Genomic DNA, 16,758 nt, shown 5'->3' with positions numbered 1-16,758 from the left:
CGTCAGCTCCTTGCGCGACCGACGGCGCCGGCGGGCAGCGGGGCGGCTGCGGGCGCGGCCGCCGGTTGCGACAGCCGCTTGCCGATGAGCACCGTGGCCACCACTGCGGCCGCGAAGGCCAGCGTGACCACGTCCAGCGGCTCGCCCAGGATCGGGATCGACGCGAGGATCGACAGGAAGGGCTGCAGCAGCTGCGTCTGGCTCACCCGCAGAGCGCCGCCCAGGGCCAGGCCGCGATACCAGGCGAAGAAGCCGATCCACATCGAGAACATGCCGACGTAGACGAAGCCCAGCCAGGAGGCGGTGGCGATCGGCTGCGTGGGCCACAGCATCAGCGTGGCCGGCAGGGTGACGGGCAGCGCCATCACGCACACCCAGCAGATCACGCGCTCGGCGCCCAGCGAGGGCGTGACCTGCGCGCCGTAGATGTAGCCCAGCGAGGCGGCGACGACCGCGCCCACAAGCAGCAGGTCGGCCCATTCGAAGCCGAAGCCGTGTCCGCTCTGGCTGGCGCGCAGCACCGAGAACACCACCACCAGCAGGCTGCCCGCGATGGCGCAGAGCCAGAAGCCCAGCCGCGCGCGCTGGTGCAGCACCCAGGCCGCGACGGCGGCCGTGACCAGCGGCAGCAGGGCCGTCACCACCGCCGCATGGCTGGCCGTGACCACGCGCAGCGCGAAGGCCAGCAGCAGCGGGAAACCGATGGCGTTGCCCAGCACCGCCATGCCCAGCGGCTTCCATTGGTGCGCGGCCGGGCGCGGCGAGCGCGTCACCAGCAGGAAGACGGCCGACAGCACGCCCGCCAGCGCCGCGCGCCCGACGGTGACGAACCACGGCGACAACTGCGGCGCATCCTGCGATCCGGTGGCCAGGCGCGTCATCGGCAGCGTGATGGCGAACATCGCCACGCCCAGCACGCCCAGCCACATGCCGAGCGTTTCGTCCTTGATGCTCCTCATACGCCCACCATCCACCAGGCGGTGAGCACGAGCACGAGTCCCATTGCGCGGTTGAACCACAGCAGCCGCGAGCCCTTGGCCAGCCATTCGCGCAGCAACGCACCGACCAGCGCATAGGCGAAGTTGCTGGCGAAGGCGTAGGCCAGCATCACGGGCGCCACGATGGCGAAGCGGTGCAGCGCGTCGGGCTGCCCGGCGATCCAGCCGGCCACCAGCGTGAGCGCCAGCAGCCAGGCCTTGATGTTCACGAACTGCAGCATCACGCCCTGGCCGAAGCCCACCGAGAGGCTCTTGCCGTCGGCCTTGCCGAGCGTGGCGCTGCCGCTGAGCTTCCATGCCAGCCACAGCAGGTAGCCGATGCCCAGCGCCTTGATGGCCAGCCTCAGCGAGGGCATTGCCACCACCAGCGCGCCGATGCCCGCGGCGCACAGCGCCAGCAGCAGGGTCCAGCCCACGGGCACCGCGACCACGAAGCGCATGGCGCGCGGCAGGCCGCCGTTGGCCGCCAGGGCGGTGGAAAGCGTGGTGTTGGGGCCGGGCGAGAAGCTCATCGCCGTGGCCAGCACCAGCAGCGCGGTGAATTCTTGCCAGTTCATGACACACACTCTAAACTTGCGACCATTACAGTTCCAGTACAGATGATCGAACAATCAGGCAATCTGTATTGGTCACCCCTTCGACACAGAAGCCAGGGAATCCGGCACAGCCCGGACGACGCATGCTCACACGCACCTCCACACAGTCGCTGACGGGGCAGCTCGCCGACCGCCTGGCCGAGCGCATTCGCACCCGGCTGCTGCCGCCCGGCGCGCGGCTGCCCTCGGTGCGCGAATGCGCGCGGCAGCAGGGCGTGAGCCCGTACACCGTGGTCGCGGCCTATGACCAGCTGCTGGCACAGGGGCTGGTCGAGGCCCGGCGCCAGCGCGGCTTCTATGTGCGCGACTCCGCCCCGGCACAGGACGGCCGTTCGACGAACGGCGCGGACGCCAACGGCGCGATGGGCGTGCCCGCGGCGATCGCGGTGCAGATGATGGCCTCGCGCGTGCCGGCCGATGCCAGCTCGCTGATCCGCAGCATGTTCCACCGCCCGAGCGACAAGCCGCAGCCGGGCATGGGCGTGTTCCCGCCCGACTGGATGGCCTCCACCTTCATGCCCACGGCCGTGCGGCGCATGACCAATACAGCCGCGCTGCAGGAGCTGTCGCTGCAGTACGGCGAGCCCGCCGGCGACATGAGCCTGCGGCGCAGCCTCTCGCAGAAGCTGGTGGGCATCAACGTGCCGGCCTCGCCGGAGCAGATCGTGACCACCGTCGGCGCCACCCACGCGCTGGATATCGTGAGCCGCACCCTGCTGCGCGCGGGCGATCCGGTGATGGTCGAGGAGCCGGGCTGGGCGCTGGAATTCGCGCGGCTGGAGGCGCTGGGCATGCGCATCCTGCCGGTGCCGCGCCGCGCCGACGGGCCCGACCTGGAAGTGATGGCGCAGTACTGCAAGCTGCACAGCCCCAAGCTCTTCGTCAGCGTGAGCGTGCTGCACAACCCCACCGGCTACAGCCTCACGCCGGGCAGCGCGCACCGCGTGCTCAAGCTGGCCAACGAGCACGGCTTCCACATCGTCGAGGACGACACCTACAGCCACCTCGCGCCCGAGCACGCCACCCGGCTGAGCGCGCTCGACGGGCTGCAGCGCACCATCTACGTCAGCGGCTTCGCGAAGATCCTGGCGCCCAACTGGCGCATCGGCTTCCTGGCCGCGCCGCCCGACCTGAAGGAGCGGCTGCTCGAAACCAAGCTGCTGGCCACGCTCACCTCGCCCACGCTGTTCGAGCGGGCCTTGTCGTGGTGCATCGACCAGGGGCAGCTGCGCCGGCACTCGGAGCGCGTGCGCATCCGGCTCGACGGCGCCCGGGGCCGGGCAGTGAAGCTGGCCATGGCGCACGGCTGTACCTTCGCCTCGGAACCGGCGGGGCTGTTCGGCTGGGTCGACACCGGCGTGGACACCGACGCGCTCACCCAGCGCATGCTCGACCAGGGCTACCTGCTGGCGCCGGGCTCGCTCTTCCACGCGCGCCGGCCGCCGAGCACCATGATGCGGATCAACTTCGCGACCTCGCAGGACGCGGCCTTCTGGAAAGTCTTCGGCAAGGTTAGAAGCGAGCTCTGACGGACGCTAAAAGCCCGGAGGCTTGGAGTAAGCTGGCAACACAAGAAAACCCATACCCAGCACCCAGGAGACCTCCCGCATGAGCAACGCCAGCAAGCCCTTCGACTTCAGCCAGTTCGTTCCCGGATTCGACTTCCTGAAGAACCTCGCCGGCGGCGCGGCGTCGGGCGCCGGTTCGGTGCCGGGCATCCCGAGTCTCGCGAGCTGGGTGGCGCCCACGCTGAGCGTGGAGGAGGTCGACAAGCGCATCCAGGAACTCAAGACGGTGCAGTACTGGCTCGAACAGAACGGCCATGCCCTCAAGGCCACCATCCAGGCGCTGGAAGTGCAGAAGATGACGCTGTCGACGCTGCGCGGCATGAACGTGCGCATGGAAGACATCGCCAGCGCGTTCACCCGGCAGGCGACCGCGGCGGCGGCTCCCGCGCCTGTCCAGGCCGCGCCGGAGCCCGAACCCGAGGAAATCGAGGACGAAGAGGCGCTCGAGGAGGAAGTTGAAGAAGCTCCGGCGCCGAAGAAACCAAGCCGCAAGCCGGCCGCCTCCAAAGCGAAAGCCGCGGCGGCCGATGGCGCGGGCGTGGTCGACCCGATGCAGTGGTGGGGCTCGCTCACCGAACAGTTCCAGCAGATTGCCAGCACGGCGCTGCAGGACGCGGCCCAGCTGAAGGTGCCGGCCATGGCCCAGCCGCTGGCAGACGCGGTCGGCTCGGTCATCGGCAAGCCGGCGGCGTCTCGCAAGACAGCCGCAACTGCAAAGAAGACGACGGCCCCGGCCGCGAAGAAAAAGACGTCCACCGCCGCCCGGAAGCGAACCTCCGGCCGGCGCTGACGTCTTACGACACACATCCATTTGTTGAACAGAACGGGTTGGCACGCATCATGAAGTTGTTTCCCTCCGGACATGCCACCCATCCGCAATGGCGAATGGCGGCGGGCCTCGTGCTCGCCCAGCTGCGGGCGCAGATGGCGCTGCCCGACTACGCCTCCGCGCCGACGCTGGGGCTGCTCTACATCACCGATCACTACGCGAGCGACGCGCAGGACATCCTCGACCACCTGAGCGCCGAGTTGCCCGAAGTGACCGATTGGTCGGGCACGGTCGGCATCGGCGTCTCGGCCAACAACGCCGAGTACTTCGACGAGCCCGGCATGACGCTGATGCTCTGCGCCCTGCCGAGCGACCAGTACCGCGTGTTCTCCGGCGTCGCGCCGCTGGGCAATTCGGAAATGAGCGGTTTCGAGGCGCACACGGCGCTGGTGCACGCAGACCCGGCCACGCCCGACCTCGCCGAGCTGATCGGCGAGATGGCCGGGCGCACCGACACCGGCTACCTGTTCGGCGGCCTGTCTTCCGGGCGCGGCGGCGCGCTGCAGTTCGCCATCGGCGGCAACGGCAACATCCGCGGGCACGGCGCCGCAGGCGGCGTGTTCTCGGGCGGGCTCTCGGGCGTGGTGTTCGGCGAGGGCGTGCGGCTGGTGTCGCGCGTCACCCAGGGCTGCCAGCCGCTGCGCTCGGGCGCGGTCCGCGAACGCGAGATCACCGAGGCCGACGGCAACCTGCTGCTGAAGCTCGACGGCGAGCCGGCGCTCGACGTTCTGCTGGCCGACCTGCAGGTGTCGCTCGAACGCCCGCAGGAAGCCATCGACGCGGTGCGCAACACGCTGGTCGGCCTGGCCGACGCCGGCAGCGACGGCATCCGCCGCACCGGCGACCTGGGCGCCGACGTGCTCGTGCGCCACATCATCGGGCTCGACCCCACGCGCCGCGGCATCGCCATCGCCGACACAGCGGAAGCCGGCATGCGCCTGACCTTCTGCCGCCGCAACGCCCAGGCCGCGCGCGCCGACCTGATGCGCATCTGCGCGGAAATTCGCGAGGAGCTGGAGCCCGAGGAGCAGACGCTGGCCACCGCGCGCGCGGTGGCTGCCGGCGAGGCCGAGGCGGCGCCGCACCCGGCTCGGCGCATCGCGGGGGCCGTGTACGTGAGCTGCTCCGGTCGCGGCGGTCCGCATTTCGGCGCGCCTGGGGCTGAGCTGCAGATCGTGCGGCATGCGTTGGGCGATGTGCCGCTGGTGGGTTTTTTCGCCGCGGGGGAGATCGCTCGCCATCACCTGTACGGCTATACCGGGGTTTTGACGGTGTTTACCGCACCCGACTGACTCGGCGCCCGACGCGAAAAAGCGACGGGCGAGTTTCCGGCGGAAGGATGCGTCGCTAGAATCCGCCCGCTTTCTTGAATCTCTGCTGCTGCAAGAAAGAGCCAACCGCGCATTGCATCGTTTGCGAGCGCGGTCGATCTTTTTCGCCTCGCCACGCAAAGTGCGACGAGGCAGGAAACCGACCTGGTTTCCGAAATGGAACAGCAGCCATGAGCGATCCTCGTTTCTCGAGACTCCAGCGTGCCTTCTCGCGCGCTGGCATTGCCGTCGACTACCGCGACGGCGTCTATCACCTGCACCACGAAGCCTCCGAGGCGACGGTACTCCTGCCGCCCAGCCTTCCGCTGGAAGAAAAAGCGGTGAATCAATTGCTGGCATTCGCCAGCGTGCGTTCGCCCGATGGCGAGAAGGGCGTGTGCAAGGCCTGTGCGACGCCCGACTTTCATCCGGGCTCCGTTGCTCCGGTCGGCAGCGTTGTCGCGACCGATGCGGACTTCGTCATTCCCGCAGCCGTGGGCACCGACATCAACTGCGGCATGCGGCTGCTGACCACCGGGCTCACGCTCGACCAGATGGCGCCGCACAAGACGCGGCTGGTCGCGCGGCTCACGCGCAGCCTGCTCGACAACGGGCGCGATGTGCCGGTGCACACGGCGGCGTTCAAGGCGCTGTTCGACGTGGGGCCGTCGGCCTTTCTCGAGGCAGTGCGGGACGGAGGGCTGTGGTCTTCGTGCGACCGCGAACGGATGCAGGACGAGCTCGATGCCTGCATCGGCCTTGCTACCTTCGGCGGCAGCGCTCGGCACGCGCCCGAGGCCTACACCGGGGTCCGCCACGAGGTTTTCCGTGATCCCTGTCTCGGCACGCCGGGCAGCGGCAATCATTTCGTGGAGCTGCAGGTGGTCGACCATGTCCTGGACCGGCATGAGGCCTATCGCGCGGGCCTCAAGGCGGGCGACGTAGTCGTGATGATCCACAGCGGCTCGCGCGACATCGGGTTCCATGTGGGCGGCCGCTGGATGGACCGTGCCCGCAACGAATGGCCCAAGGGCCTGCGTCATCCGAAGAGCGGCCTGTATGGCTTGGCGGGACCGCTGGCCGACGAATATCTGGAGGCCATGGGCGTCGCGGCCCGCTATGCGTGGGTCAACCGGGTCGTGCTGGCCGAACTGGTGCGCAAGGACTTCGCGGAACTGCTCGGCGCCACGTCGTCGAGGCTGGTGGTGGACGTGCCGCACAACGTGGTGCTGCGCGAGCATGGCATGAACATCCACCGCAAGGGAGCGACACCGGCGAACGCGGGCGATCTGGCGTTGATTCCCGGCTCGATGGGCGACTACTCGTATCTGGCGTCCGGGCTGGGGCATGAAGACTGGCTCTGGTCGTGCAGCCACGGCGCAGGCCGGCGGATGCGCCGGCAGGAGGTTCGCGCGATGCGGCCCGCGCCCGCCGACAACAAGGCCAGCTGGCAATGCGTGACCTTGCGCGAGGAGCGCCGGATCGAGGAGGCGCCGCAGGCCTACAAGCCGATCGGCGCGGTGATTGACGCACAGGAACGTGCGGGGCTGATCCGCTGCGCGGTGCGGCTCAGGCCCTGGATCACGTTCAAGGCATGATCGGGGTTTGCCGGTTCGTCAGCCCAGTGCAGGCTGCGGGATGCTGGGCTTGGGCGCCGGCATCCCCGTGAACGCGAAATCCACCTCCGGCGCCAGCCCGCTCACGATCCGCGCGATCGACTTGCCCGAGCCGCAGGCGTGCGTCCAGCCCAGGGTGCCGTGGCCGGTGTTGAGGAACAGATTCGGCAGCTTGGTCTTGCCGATCAGCGGCACGTTGCTCGGCGTGGCGGGGCGCAGGCCGGTCCAGAACTGGGCTTGCGTGGTGTCGCCGGCGCCCGGGAAGAGCTCCTCGACGCGGCGCACGATGGCCTCGCAGCGCACGCGGTTCAGGTCACGGTCGTAGCCGTTGAGTTCGGCCGTGCCGGCGATGCGCAGGCGGTCGCCCGAGGCCGAGGTGTAGCGCGAGAACACGAGCTTGAACTCGTCGTCGGTCAGCGAGACCTGGTGCGCCTTCGAGGCGTCCTTGACGGGCAGCGTCACCGAGTAGCCCTTGGCCGGGTAGATCGGCAGGCGGATACCTAGCGGCGCGGCGTACAGCGGGCTCAGCGAACCCATGGCCAGCACGAAGGCGTCGCCGCGGATGCGCTGGAAGCGGCCTTCGCTGTCGGTGGCCTCGACGTGGTCGATGCTGCCGCCGGCCTCGCGCAGCGCAGTCACGGTATGGCTCATCAGGAACTTCACGCCCGCGGCGGCGGCCAAGCCCACGAGTTCGCGCGCGAATCGGTTGGCGTCGCCGGATTCGTCCTCGGCCGTGTAGGTGGCACCGGCCAGCTTCGGGCGGATGTGGGCGAGGGCGGGCTCGATCTTCACGGCCTCGTCGGCCGAGATGACCTGGCGCTCGCAGCCTAGGGCGCGCATCTGCTCGGCGGGGGCGAGGGCGCCGTCGAACTCTTTTTGCGTCGTATAGAAGTGCAGGATGCCCTGGGTGCGCTGGTCGTAGCTGAGGCCGGTGTCGCGGCGCAACTGTTGCAACATCGAGCGGCTGTATGTGCCCAGACGAACGATCTGTTCGATGTTATGACGCGTACGCGCCGGCGTGCATTCGCGCAGGAACTGCAGGCCCCAGAGCCACTGGCGCATGTCGGCGCGCATGCGGAAGAGCAGCGGGGCGTCTTCCTTGCCCAGCCATTGCAGCACCTTAAGCGGCGCGCTGGGGTTGGCCCAGGGTTCTGCGTGGCTGACGGAGATCTGCCCGCCGTTGGCGAAGCTGGTTTCGGCGGCCGGGGTGGCCTGCCGGTCGATCACGGTCACTTCGTGGCCGAGTTGCTGGAGGTAGTAAGCCGAAGTCACGCCGAGCAGGCCGGCGCCGAGAACGATCACGCGCATTTCAAGTACCTTTGAGGTTGCAGCGCTTGAACGGCGGGCGAGGGTGAATACTATTGGATTAATAGTAGGCAGCCGGACGACCGCTGTCCAAGTTGCCGCTCCCCCTGTCCTCGGTACCTGAGAGATTCATTCGTTGCGCCTTTGCAACGAATTTGCTCCTTCGGCGCGCCACGCTTGGTGACGACTCTCCAGACGGCGTTCTGATCTGATGCAGTACTGACCCCTTGCCGAAATACCAAGACTTCGTCGGGCCGACCTGAGCGTTTATGGGAGTTTGCGCCTTCGGTAGGGCCACCGAGAGTGGCCCGCTCTCCTGCAGTATCGAGACTCATTGTAAACACGCTGGCGGGTTAGCGGTAACGTCCTGTGTCTTTGCTCGTTGGCCCAATGGGATAATCACTGGTTAAGGTTCATTGCCGGAAGGCGATGACTTTCTAACATTCAGGGGATCCCATGATCTTGGTTACCGGCGGCGCTGGCTTCATTGGCGCCAATTTCGTACTCGACTGGATCGCGAACAGCGACGAGCCCGTCGTCAATCTCGACAAGCTGACCTACGCCGGCAACCTCGAGACCCTCGCATCGCTCAAGGGCAACCCGAAGCACATCTTCGTGCAGGGCGACATCGGCGACAGCGCCCTGATCGACCGCCTCCTGGCTGAGCACAAGCCGCGCGCCGTGGTGAACTTCGCCGCCGAATCGCACGTGGACCGCTCGATCCACGGCCCCGAAGATTTCGTGCAGACCAACGTGCTCGGAACCTTCCGCCTGCTCGAATCGGTACGCGGCTTCTGGAGCGCGCTGCCGGCCGATCAGAAGTCGGCCTTCCGCTTCCTGCACGTCTCGACCGACGAGGTCTACGGCTCGCTCTCCAAGACCGACCCGGCCTTCACCGAAGAGAACAAGTACGAGCCCAACAGCCCCTACTCGGCCAGCAAGGCCGCCAGCGACCACCTTGTGCGCGCCTGGCACCACACCTACGGCCTGCCGGTGCTGACCACCAACTGCTCGAACAACTACGGCCCGTTCCACTTCCCCGAGAAGCTCATCCCCCTGATGATCGTCAACGCGCTGGCCGGCAAGAACCTGCCCGTGTACGGTGACGGCATGCAGGTGCGCGACTGGCTCTACGTGAAGGATCACTGCAGCGCCCTTCGCCGCGTGCTCGAGGCCGGCAAGCTCGGCGAGACCTACAACGTGGGCGGCTGGAACGAGAAGCCCAACATCGAGATCGTCAACACCGTGTGCGCCCTGCTCGACGAACTGCGCCCCCGCGCCGACGGCAAGCCGTACAAGGAACAGATCACCTACGTCACCGACCGCCCCGGCCACGACCGCCGCTACGCCATCGACGCGCGCAAGCTCGAGGCCGAGCTTGGCTGGAAGCCCGCCGAAACCTTCGACACCGGCATCCGCAAGACCGTCGAGTGGTATCTCGCGAACAGCGAGTGGGTGCGCAACGTGCAAAGCGGTGCGTACCGCGAGTGGGTCGAGAAGCAGTACGACAGCAACGCGAAGGCCGCCGAATGAAGCTGCTGCTGCTGGGCAAGGGCGGACAGGTCGGCTGGGAGTTGCAGCGTAGCCTGGCGCCGCTCGGTGAACTGGTCGCGCTCGATTTCGACAGCACCGATTTCCACGCGGACTTCAGCCGGCCCGAGGAGCTCGCCGACACCGTGCTCAAGGTGCGCCCCGACGTGATCGTCAATGCAGCGGCGCACACCGCCGTCGACAAGGCCGAGAGCGAGCCCGAGTTCGCGCGAAAGCTCAATGCCACCTCGCCCGGCGTCGTAGCCGAAGCGGCGCAGAAGATCGGCGCGCTGATGGTCCACTACTCGACCGACTACGTCTTCGACGGCAGCGGCACCACGCCGTGGAAGGAAGTCGATGCGACCGGCCCCCTCAGCGTGTACGGACAGACCAAGCTCGAAGGTGAGCAGCTAGTGGCGCAGCACTGCGCGAAGCACCTGATCTTTCGCACGAGCTGGGTGTATGCGGCCCGTGGCGGCAACTTCGCCAAGACCATGCTCCGGCTGGCGAAGGAGCGCGAGAAGCTGACTGTCATCGACGACCAGTTCGGTGCGCCCACGGGTGCGGAGCTGCTGGCTGACGTGACGGCGCACGCCATTAGGGCGACGCTGCAGGATCCCTCCAAGGTCGGCCTCTATCACGCGATCGCCGGTGGCGAGACGACGTGGTACGGCTACGCGCGCTTCGTGCTCGAAATGGCGCAGCAGGCCGGTGTCGAACTCAAGGCTGGGCCCGGCGCCGTCGAGCCCGTGCCGACCAGCGCATTCCCGACGCCTGCGAAGCGCCCGCACAACTCGCGCCTTAATACCAGCAAGCTGCAGACGACGTTCGGGCTGCGCCTGCCGCCATGGCAGGAAGGCGTCGCGCGCATGCTGCGCGAGATCCTTTGAAGAATCCCACGAGAAGAGAAAGCATGACCAAGACGACGCAACGCAAGGGCATCATCCTGGCCGGTGGTTCGGGCACGCGCCTGCATCCGGCCACGCTGGCAATGAGCAAGCAGCTCCTGCCCGTGTACGACAAGCCGATGATCTATTACCCGCTCAGCACCCTCATGCTGGGTGGCATGCGCGACATCCTGATCATCAGCACGCCGCAGGACACGCCTCGCTTTCAGCAGTTGCTTGGCGACGGCAGCCAGTGGGGCATCAACCTGCAGTATGCGGTGCAGCCGAGTCCGGACGGGCTCGCGCAGGCGTTCATCATCGGGGACAAATTCGTAGGAAATTCGTCGAGCGCGCTGGTGCTGGGCGACAACATCTTCTACGGCCATGACCTTGCTCACCTGCTGTCAGGCGCCGATTCGCAGCAGAACGGCGCGACCGTCTTTGCCTACCACGTGCATGACCCGGAGCGTTACGGCGTGGTCGCATTCGATGCGGCAGGAAAAGCCAGCAGCATCGAGGAAAAACCGGCGAAGCCCAAGAGCAGCTATGCGGTGACAGGCCTGTACTTCTACGACAACCAGGTCGTCGACATTGCCAAGTCGGTGAAACCGAGCGCGCGTGGCGAGCTGGAGATCACTGCGGTGAACCAAGCCTACCTCGACCTAGGCCAACTCAATGTGCAGATCATGCAGCGCGGCTATGCGTGGCTGGATACCGGGACGCATGAGAGCTTGCTCGAAGCCGGGCAGTTCATTGCAACCCTGGAACATCGCCAAGGCTTGAAGATTGCTTGCCCAGAAGAGATCGCGTGGCGCAACGGTTTCATCGATCGGGAGCAATTGGCAAAGCTGGCTGCGCCGTTGCAGAAGAACGGCTATGGCAAGTACCTGAATCACCTGCTGGCTGAGGAGGTGCGCTCGTGAAAGTGACACCGACTGCGATTCCTGAGGTGCTGATCATCGAGCCGAAGGTCTTCGGCGACGCACGTGGCTTTTTCTACGAGAGCTTCAACGGCAAAGCCTTCGACGAGGCTGTCGGGCGGCATGTGGAGTTCGTTCAGGACAACCATTCCCGCTCGACCAGGGGCGTGCTGCGGGGATTGCATTACCAGATCCAGCAGCCGCAAGGCAAGCTGGTGCGCGTGGCGCGTGGCGCGGTGTTCGACGTGGCTGTGGACATCCGCAAGTCGTCGCCGACCTTCGGGGAATGGGTGGGCGTGGAGCTTAGCGAGGACAACCATAGGCAATTGTGGGTGCCGCCTGGTTTTGCGCATGGCTTCGTGGTAACCAGCGAATCGGCAGACTTTCTTTATAAGACCACTGAGTTCTACGCGCCCGCCCACGAGCGCTGCATCGCCTGGAACGATCCGGCGCTGGGTATCGTCTGGCCAGACTTGGGTCTCGCGCCGCAGCTGTCCGCCAAGGACAGGGGCGGCGTCTGTCTTAGCGAGGCTGAGACTTTCTGATGGATCAATGCAGCGTCTCCCTACCCCAAATGATCGTCGGCGGGTGGCGTAAGCGGCCGCTGGTCGCGGCTTGGGTCCAGCGCGAGGTAATCATCGGCCGCTGGGTGGGCTACGCGCTCATCGCGGGTCTTGCCGGCCTTCCGATGCAGGTCATCGAGCGCAACAGCCTCTGATAACACCAGCGCGGGCGCGTGCCCGCGCGTCCCGAATAGATATTGCAATGCACAAGTCAGCGCTGAGTTATGGAAAGTTGTTCTTCGATGTATACGCCGCTGGTCTCGACCAAGGCCTAGTCGTTGATATTGGTGCCCAGGATGTCAACGGCAGCTTGAAGGACGTATGTCCACCACAGCTCGACTACTGCGGCGTGGATTTCGTCGCGGCCAAGGGGGTTGATATCGTCATCACCGATCCCTATCACCTACCGTTCGAGGACGGCAGCGTCGACATAGTGGTCTGCAGTTCCTGCTTCGAGCATTCTGAGATGTTCTGGCTGCTCTATCTCGAGATCCTGCGCATCCTCAAGCCCACCGGGCTGCTCTACCTTAACGTTCCTAGCAATGGTTACGTGCATCGGTACCCGGTAGACGCCTGGCGCTTCTACCCCGACTCTGGGCGCGCATTGGTCACTTGGGGCCAACGCAGCGGCTTCGATCCTATGCTCCTGGAGTCCTTCATCGGCGACATGGCCGGCACGACGGAAGAGGGCGAGGGCTGGAACGACTTCGTGGCCGTCTTCCTCAAGTCGGCCACCAATCAGCAGCTGTATCCCCGGCGCATGATGGAGCTGAGCAAGGCCTTCAGCAATGGATTACGCGCCGGCTCGGAGGAGTTCATCAATCCTTTCGAACGCAGCCAAGACCAACGCATCATCACCGAGCTGCGTAGCGCGCTCGTCACGCGAATGGGCGAGCATGCCGCCGAGCAAGAGCGCGCCGCCCAGTCGAGGCAGCAGATCCAGGGCGAGCTTGACACTGCCCGGCGAGCCCACGCCGAGGCGCTTGACCAATCCAGCCGGCTGGCGGTCGAACTCCAGCAGGCGCGCGCGGACCTGCTTCAGCAGCAGCACGACCTGCGCCTGCAGCAGCACGAGCTGCAGCAAATCCGGTCGACCGTTAGCTGGAAGATCACCAGCCCTCTGCGCCGCATCCGTTCCCTGCTGAGATCGCGAGGAAAGATGTGAGCGGCTATCGCGTACTTTTGCTCGATACCAAGCGCAGCAATCCCAACCATTACATCTGCCTGGGCTTGGCCCAGGCGCTGCGCCAGTCACCGTCCGTGGAATCGGTCTTCAAGGCTGATCCGGGCGACGCCATCGCCTTGGCGCGTGAAAACCGTTGTAACTTGTTCTTTGCCTTTGACGGCGAGGAGCTTGATCCGCTGATCTGCGCCCGCCTCGCCGCCCAGTGTGGTAGCTCGGTGCTCTGGGTCACGGAAGATCCCTACGAGATCGTCGTCAACGTCGCCAACGCAGCGCTGTTCGACTTGGTCTTCACCAACGACTCCGGCAGCGTCGCCGCCTATGGCGCCAAAGGTCGGCATCTGCCCTTGGCCGCTTCCACCGAATTCCACTGGCGCGATGTGCTGCCGGCCGAGGCTGACATGCGCTACGACGTCTTCTTCGCCGGCACGGCTTGGCCCAATCGCGTGGAGCTAGTGCGCGACCTGCTGACCAGCTGCGAGAACGCGCCGCTCCGAACCAAGATCGCATTGCCTACTAATGCGCATCTGCCCAAATTCGAGTTGCCCATACCTCTTAGCCAGATGGATTGGCGCACCTCGCCTGTGGACTTTGCTCGCATGGCGAACATGAGCGTGGCCACTCTGGTGCTGCCGCGCGTCTTCTCATCTTCCGGCGAGAACGAATTCGCGGAGACACCGCCGCCGCGCTTGTTCGAGGCCGCCTTGGCTGGGACCGTGCAGCTGGTGCACTCCAAGATCGCCGAAGCCGCCGAGTATTTCGCCTTGGGCGAGGACTTCCTCTACTTCGACGATGTCGTCCAGTTGCGTGAGCAGATCGACCGGCTCAAGGCCGAGCCAGACTATCGCCATTCCGTTGCATCGAGTGCGCAGCAGCGCGCCGCGCGGCTTCACCGCTACGAGAACCGGGTCGCGACCGTCCTGAAAGAGCTCGACACGTTGCGATCCGAGATGGCCCCCGCCGCGCCCATCGAGGTGGCCGCAGCCATGGTGCCCGCGACGCTGCCCCGGATGCTGCTGGTGGCTCACAACGTCACTTTGCGCGGCAACTTTGGCGGCGTCGAGGTCTACCTGCGCCAGCTCGCCCACGAACTCGATGACCGCTACGAAGCCCTCTTCTGGTTGCCCAGCGTGGTAGGCGAGCCGCCCGGCGCCGTCGTTACCGATGCCGCCGGCAACCTAATCGAGGATTACCGCTTCAGCCAGCCCATCACCGCTTGGATGTTGTCCTGCCCCGAACGCGAGTCCGCGTTCGCGCGGGCCTTGGTCAACTTGCGGATCGAGGTCGTGCACTTCCACCATCTGCTGGGCCATGTGCCCAGCATGATCGAGGTGGCTCGTGCCGTGGGCGTGCCCAGCGCACTGACGTTCCACGATTACTACACCGTTTGCCATAACTTCACCCTGGTGTCCTTTAAGGGCCGCTACTGCGCGCCCGACACTATTGCGCCCGAGCATTGCGACGTTTGCCTTTGGAACGGCCACCATGTGCTGCCCGGCGGCCAGTCGGTGCGGCGCGCCTTCTGGGACCGGATGCTCGGCCTGGTCGACATGCTGGTCTTCAATACTGCCGGCGCCCTGGCGCTGGCGGGCGACATTTTCCCGGCCGTCGCGCGGCACCGCGGCACGCACATCGTGCCGGTGCCGGTGGAGGATGAGCCGGCGCCGCCGTCTGAGCGCTCCAGCGCGGCAGACACCACTTTCCGGGTTGCCGTTATCGGCAACTTCGCCGGCCACAAGGGCAGCGACGTCATCACCCGCGTGATACCTCTATTCGAGAACATCGGCGTGGAGTTCCATGTGTTCGGCCGGGTCGAACCAAGGCACGGGTGGATGCTTGACCGTGAACGTTTTCCCTACGTGCATGTGCATGGCGGCTACCAACCGGGCGAACTGCCGGAAGCCGCGCGCGACTGCCACGTGTCTTTGCACTTGTCCATCTGGCCCGAGACCTACTGTCTCACGCTGTCTGAAGCCTGGGACCTGGGTCTGGTGCCCATCGTGTCGGACATCGGTGCGCTGGCCGAACGTGTCACCCATGACGTCAACGGCCTGAAGGTGCCGGTCGATTCGGAAGGCGACCTGGTGCAGGCCATCCGCCGACTGATGGAAACTCCTGGCTTGCTGCACCGGCTGCGCCAAGGCGCGGCCAACGCGCCCATCGCCCGAATGGCCACTCACGCGGAGCAACTCCACGCGCTCTATCAGGACATGCTGGCGATGGCACCGATGGCGCTGGATAAGCCGGTTGTCCCGCTGGCCGACGGCTACCAACCGCCTGTGAAGCCGCTTCTGCACCGTACTTGGGCGCTCGTCGAGGCACCCCCAGCGCCGGACCTACCATCGCCGCCACCCCCACCATCTTTCTATCGGCGCCTGCGCGGGCTAGGCCGCCGGGCGGTCGAGCATTTCCGGCGCAAAGGCGCCGTCTCGGCCATTGGTGCCGCGGTTCGCTTGATCCGGAGGAAGCTATGAGCCATCCGCCCAAAGTCTTGGTCGCTAGCGCTTCGCCCGATCGGGTCAACCACAACGCTGTGCTCCGCCAGTACGTGGCGCGCGGCTTCATGGAGGTGCTCGGTCCGTCGCAGGTGATCGAGTCATCCTTCGACCGTTCGGAAGCCGCAGCACGCGAATTCTCGCCCGATGTTGTACTGGTCTTCGGTTCATGCATGCCCGGCGTCTGTGACTACACGCGCTTGCGCCGCTACTGTGATCAGCGCGGCGCGGCCCTTTTCTTCTGGCTGCATGACGACCCCTACGAATTCGACTTCAACTACAAGATCCTGCCCTATGCCGACGCGGTCTTCTCCAATGACCGCTGGGCCGTGTCGCATATCGACCATCCTCATGCCCTGCACCTGCCGCTGGCGGCCGATCGTCTCGCACATTTCTGCCCCTTGGGCGCGCAGCGCGCGCGCGACCTGTTCTTCTGCGGCGCCGCTTTCCCCAACCGCGTGCAACTGCTGCGCGACCTGCAGACGCCCTTGGGCGGCATGCATGTGGAGGTGTTCGGCCCCGACTGGCCGGCCGATCTTTCCTTCGCTCAGGCTGGCCGGCTGGCCAATGAGGCCTTGCCCGCCTATTACGCAGCGTCGCTCGTCACCCTGAATGTTGGCCGGCGCTTCAACCTAGCCAACGCCAAGTACCAGCTCGACGCCAGCACGCCCGGCCCGCGTACCTTTGAAGCCGCCATGGCCGGCGCTGTCCAGTGCCTGTTCGTCGAGGGGGCGGAGATCGAAGACTACTTCGTGCCAGGCCAGGAAATCCTGCTGTTCGACACGCCGGATGAACTGCGCCTGCTGATCGAAGAGTTGCGCGATGTGCCGGCCCGCCGCGAAAGCATATCCGCTGCAGCGCAGGCCCGCGCCATGCGCGACCACACCTATGCCTCCCGGGCCAGCACGATCTGCGCCCTCTATACGGCATTGCTGGAACAGGCAGGTTGATGAATCTT

General features: G+C 66.1%; 15 protein-coding genes and 2 riboswitches. Of the genes, 12 read left to right on the top strand and 3 right to left on the bottom strand.

Translation table 11 applies throughout. The annotated features are described in order from the left end of the window. Positions 1 to 2: 2 nt before the first annotated feature. Complete coding sequence (locus AC1VNX_RS30560; RefSeq protein ID WP_483161288.1) at positions 3 to 959, bottom strand: DMT family transporter; 957 nt, start codon at positions 957 to 959, stop codon at positions 3 to 5. Beyond that, entirely contained in the window at positions 956 to 1,555 is a 600-nt protein-coding gene (locus AC1VNX_RS30555; RefSeq protein ID WP_483161287.1) for a LysE family translocator, read from the bottom strand. The genes AC1VNX_RS30560 and AC1VNX_RS30555 overlap by 4 nt, the downstream gene beginning before the upstream one ends. Positions 1,556 to 1,677: 122 nt before the next feature. Between AC1VNX_RS30555 and AC1VNX_RS30550 the strand changes: the two genes are divergently transcribed. The 4 genes from AC1VNX_RS30550 to AC1VNX_RS30535 all read left to right on the top strand — a co-directional run bounded on the left by AC1VNX_RS30550 (position 1,678) and on the right by AC1VNX_RS30535 (position 6,899). Next, positions 1,678 to 3,123 (top strand): aminotransferase-like domain-containing protein, encoded by a 1,446-nt coding sequence (locus tag AC1VNX_RS30550; RefSeq protein ID WP_483161286.1) that lies wholly within the window; start codon positions 1,678 to 1,680, stop codon positions 3,121 to 3,123. 79 nt (positions 3,124 to 3,202) lie between these two features. After that, a complete protein-coding gene (locus tag AC1VNX_RS30545) occupies positions 3,203 to 3,952 on the top strand; it encodes a PhaM family polyhydroxyalkanoate granule multifunctional regulatory protein (RefSeq protein ID WP_483161285.1) in 750 nt (249 codons plus the stop codon). 50 nt (positions 3,953 to 4,002) lie between these two features. Next, entirely contained in the window at positions 4,003 to 5,283 is a 1,281-nt protein-coding gene (locus tag AC1VNX_RS30540; RefSeq protein ID WP_483161284.1) for an FIST signal transduction protein, read from the top strand. Between the two features lie 209 nt (positions 5,284 to 5,492). Beyond that, the gene (locus AC1VNX_RS30535; protein ID WP_483161283.1) at positions 5,493 to 6,899 is read left to right on the top strand and encodes an RtcB family protein; all 1,407 of its coding nucleotides are present in this window, start codon (positions 5,493 to 5,495) and stop codon (positions 6,897 to 6,899) included. A gap of 18 nt (positions 6,900 to 6,917) precedes the next feature. On the opposite strand, the gene AC1VNX_RS30530 is transcribed toward AC1VNX_RS30535, so the two are convergent. Next, positions 6,918 to 8,225, bottom strand: coding sequence for a D-amino acid dehydrogenase (locus AC1VNX_RS30530; protein WP_483161282.1), 1,308 nt, complete (start codon positions 8,223 to 8,225; stop codon positions 6,918 to 6,920). Positions 8,226 to 8,319: 94 nt separating this feature from the next. After that, positions 8,320 to 8,427, bottom strand: a riboswitch (glycine riboswitch). A 33-nt stretch (positions 8,428 to 8,460) separates the two neighbouring features. Further along, a riboswitch (glycine riboswitch) is annotated at positions 8,461 to 8,550 on the bottom strand. 128 nt (positions 8,551 to 8,678) lie between these two features. Here AC1VNX_RS30530 and rfbB point away from each other — a divergent pair. Genes rfbB through AC1VNX_RS30490 form a run of 8 tightly spaced genes read left to right on the top strand, consistent with a single transcriptional unit; the run spans position 8,679 to position 16,750 of the window. Continuing rightward, positions 8,679 to 9,755, top strand: a complete 1,077-nt coding sequence (gene rfbB, locus AC1VNX_RS30525) for a dTDP-glucose 4,6-dehydratase (RefSeq protein WP_483161281.1) — start codon at positions 8,679 to 8,681, stop codon at positions 9,753 to 9,755. Continuing rightward, entirely contained in the window at positions 9,752 to 10,642 is an 891-nt protein-coding gene (rfbD, locus tag AC1VNX_RS30520; RefSeq protein ID WP_483161280.1) for a dTDP-4-dehydrorhamnose reductase, read from the top strand. Before rfbB ends, rfbD begins: the two co-directional genes overlap by 4 nt. Before the next feature lie 23 nt (positions 10,643 to 10,665). After that, positions 10,666 to 11,562: a glucose-1-phosphate thymidylyltransferase RfbA gene (rfbA, locus tag AC1VNX_RS30515; RefSeq protein ID WP_483161279.1), complete on the top strand. Its 897-nt coding sequence runs from the start codon at positions 10,666 to 10,668 to the stop codon at positions 11,560 to 11,562. Next, positions 11,559 to 12,104: a dTDP-4-dehydrorhamnose 3,5-epimerase gene (gene rfbC / locus AC1VNX_RS30510; RefSeq protein ID WP_483161278.1), complete on the top strand. Its 546-nt coding sequence runs from the start codon at positions 11,559 to 11,561 to the stop codon at positions 12,102 to 12,104. The genes rfbA and rfbC overlap by 4 nt, the downstream gene beginning before the upstream one ends. A 29-nt stretch (positions 12,105 to 12,133) precedes the next feature. Next, positions 12,134 to 12,277 carry a hypothetical protein gene (locus AC1VNX_RS30505; RefSeq protein WP_483161277.1) on the top strand — a complete coding sequence of 48 codons (144 nt, stop codon included), beginning with the start codon at positions 12,134 to 12,136 and terminating at the stop codon, positions 12,275 to 12,277. A gap of 47 nt (positions 12,278 to 12,324) precedes the next feature. Further along, positions 12,325 to 13,287 (top strand): class I SAM-dependent methyltransferase, encoded by a 963-nt coding sequence (locus AC1VNX_RS30500; RefSeq protein WP_483161276.1) that lies wholly within the window; start codon positions 12,325 to 12,327, stop codon positions 13,285 to 13,287. After that, the gene (locus AC1VNX_RS30495) at positions 13,284 to 15,779 is read left to right on the top strand and encodes a glycosyltransferase family protein (RefSeq protein WP_483161275.1); all 2,496 of its coding nucleotides are present in this window, start codon (positions 13,284 to 13,286) and stop codon (positions 15,777 to 15,779) included. The genes AC1VNX_RS30500 and AC1VNX_RS30495 overlap by 4 nt, the downstream gene beginning before the upstream one ends. After that, the gene (locus tag AC1VNX_RS30490; protein ID WP_483161274.1) at positions 15,776 to 16,750 is read left to right on the top strand and encodes a CgeB family protein; all 975 of its coding nucleotides are present in this window, start codon (positions 15,776 to 15,778) and stop codon (positions 16,748 to 16,750) included. The genes AC1VNX_RS30495 and AC1VNX_RS30490 overlap by 4 nt, the downstream gene beginning before the upstream one ends. Positions 16,751 to 16,758: the final 8 nt, after the last annotated feature.

The sequence above is a fragment of the Variovorax sp. TLI9-5A genome (genome assembly GCF_056867935.1).
This window is presented reverse-complemented; position numbering and strand designations above follow the sequence as displayed.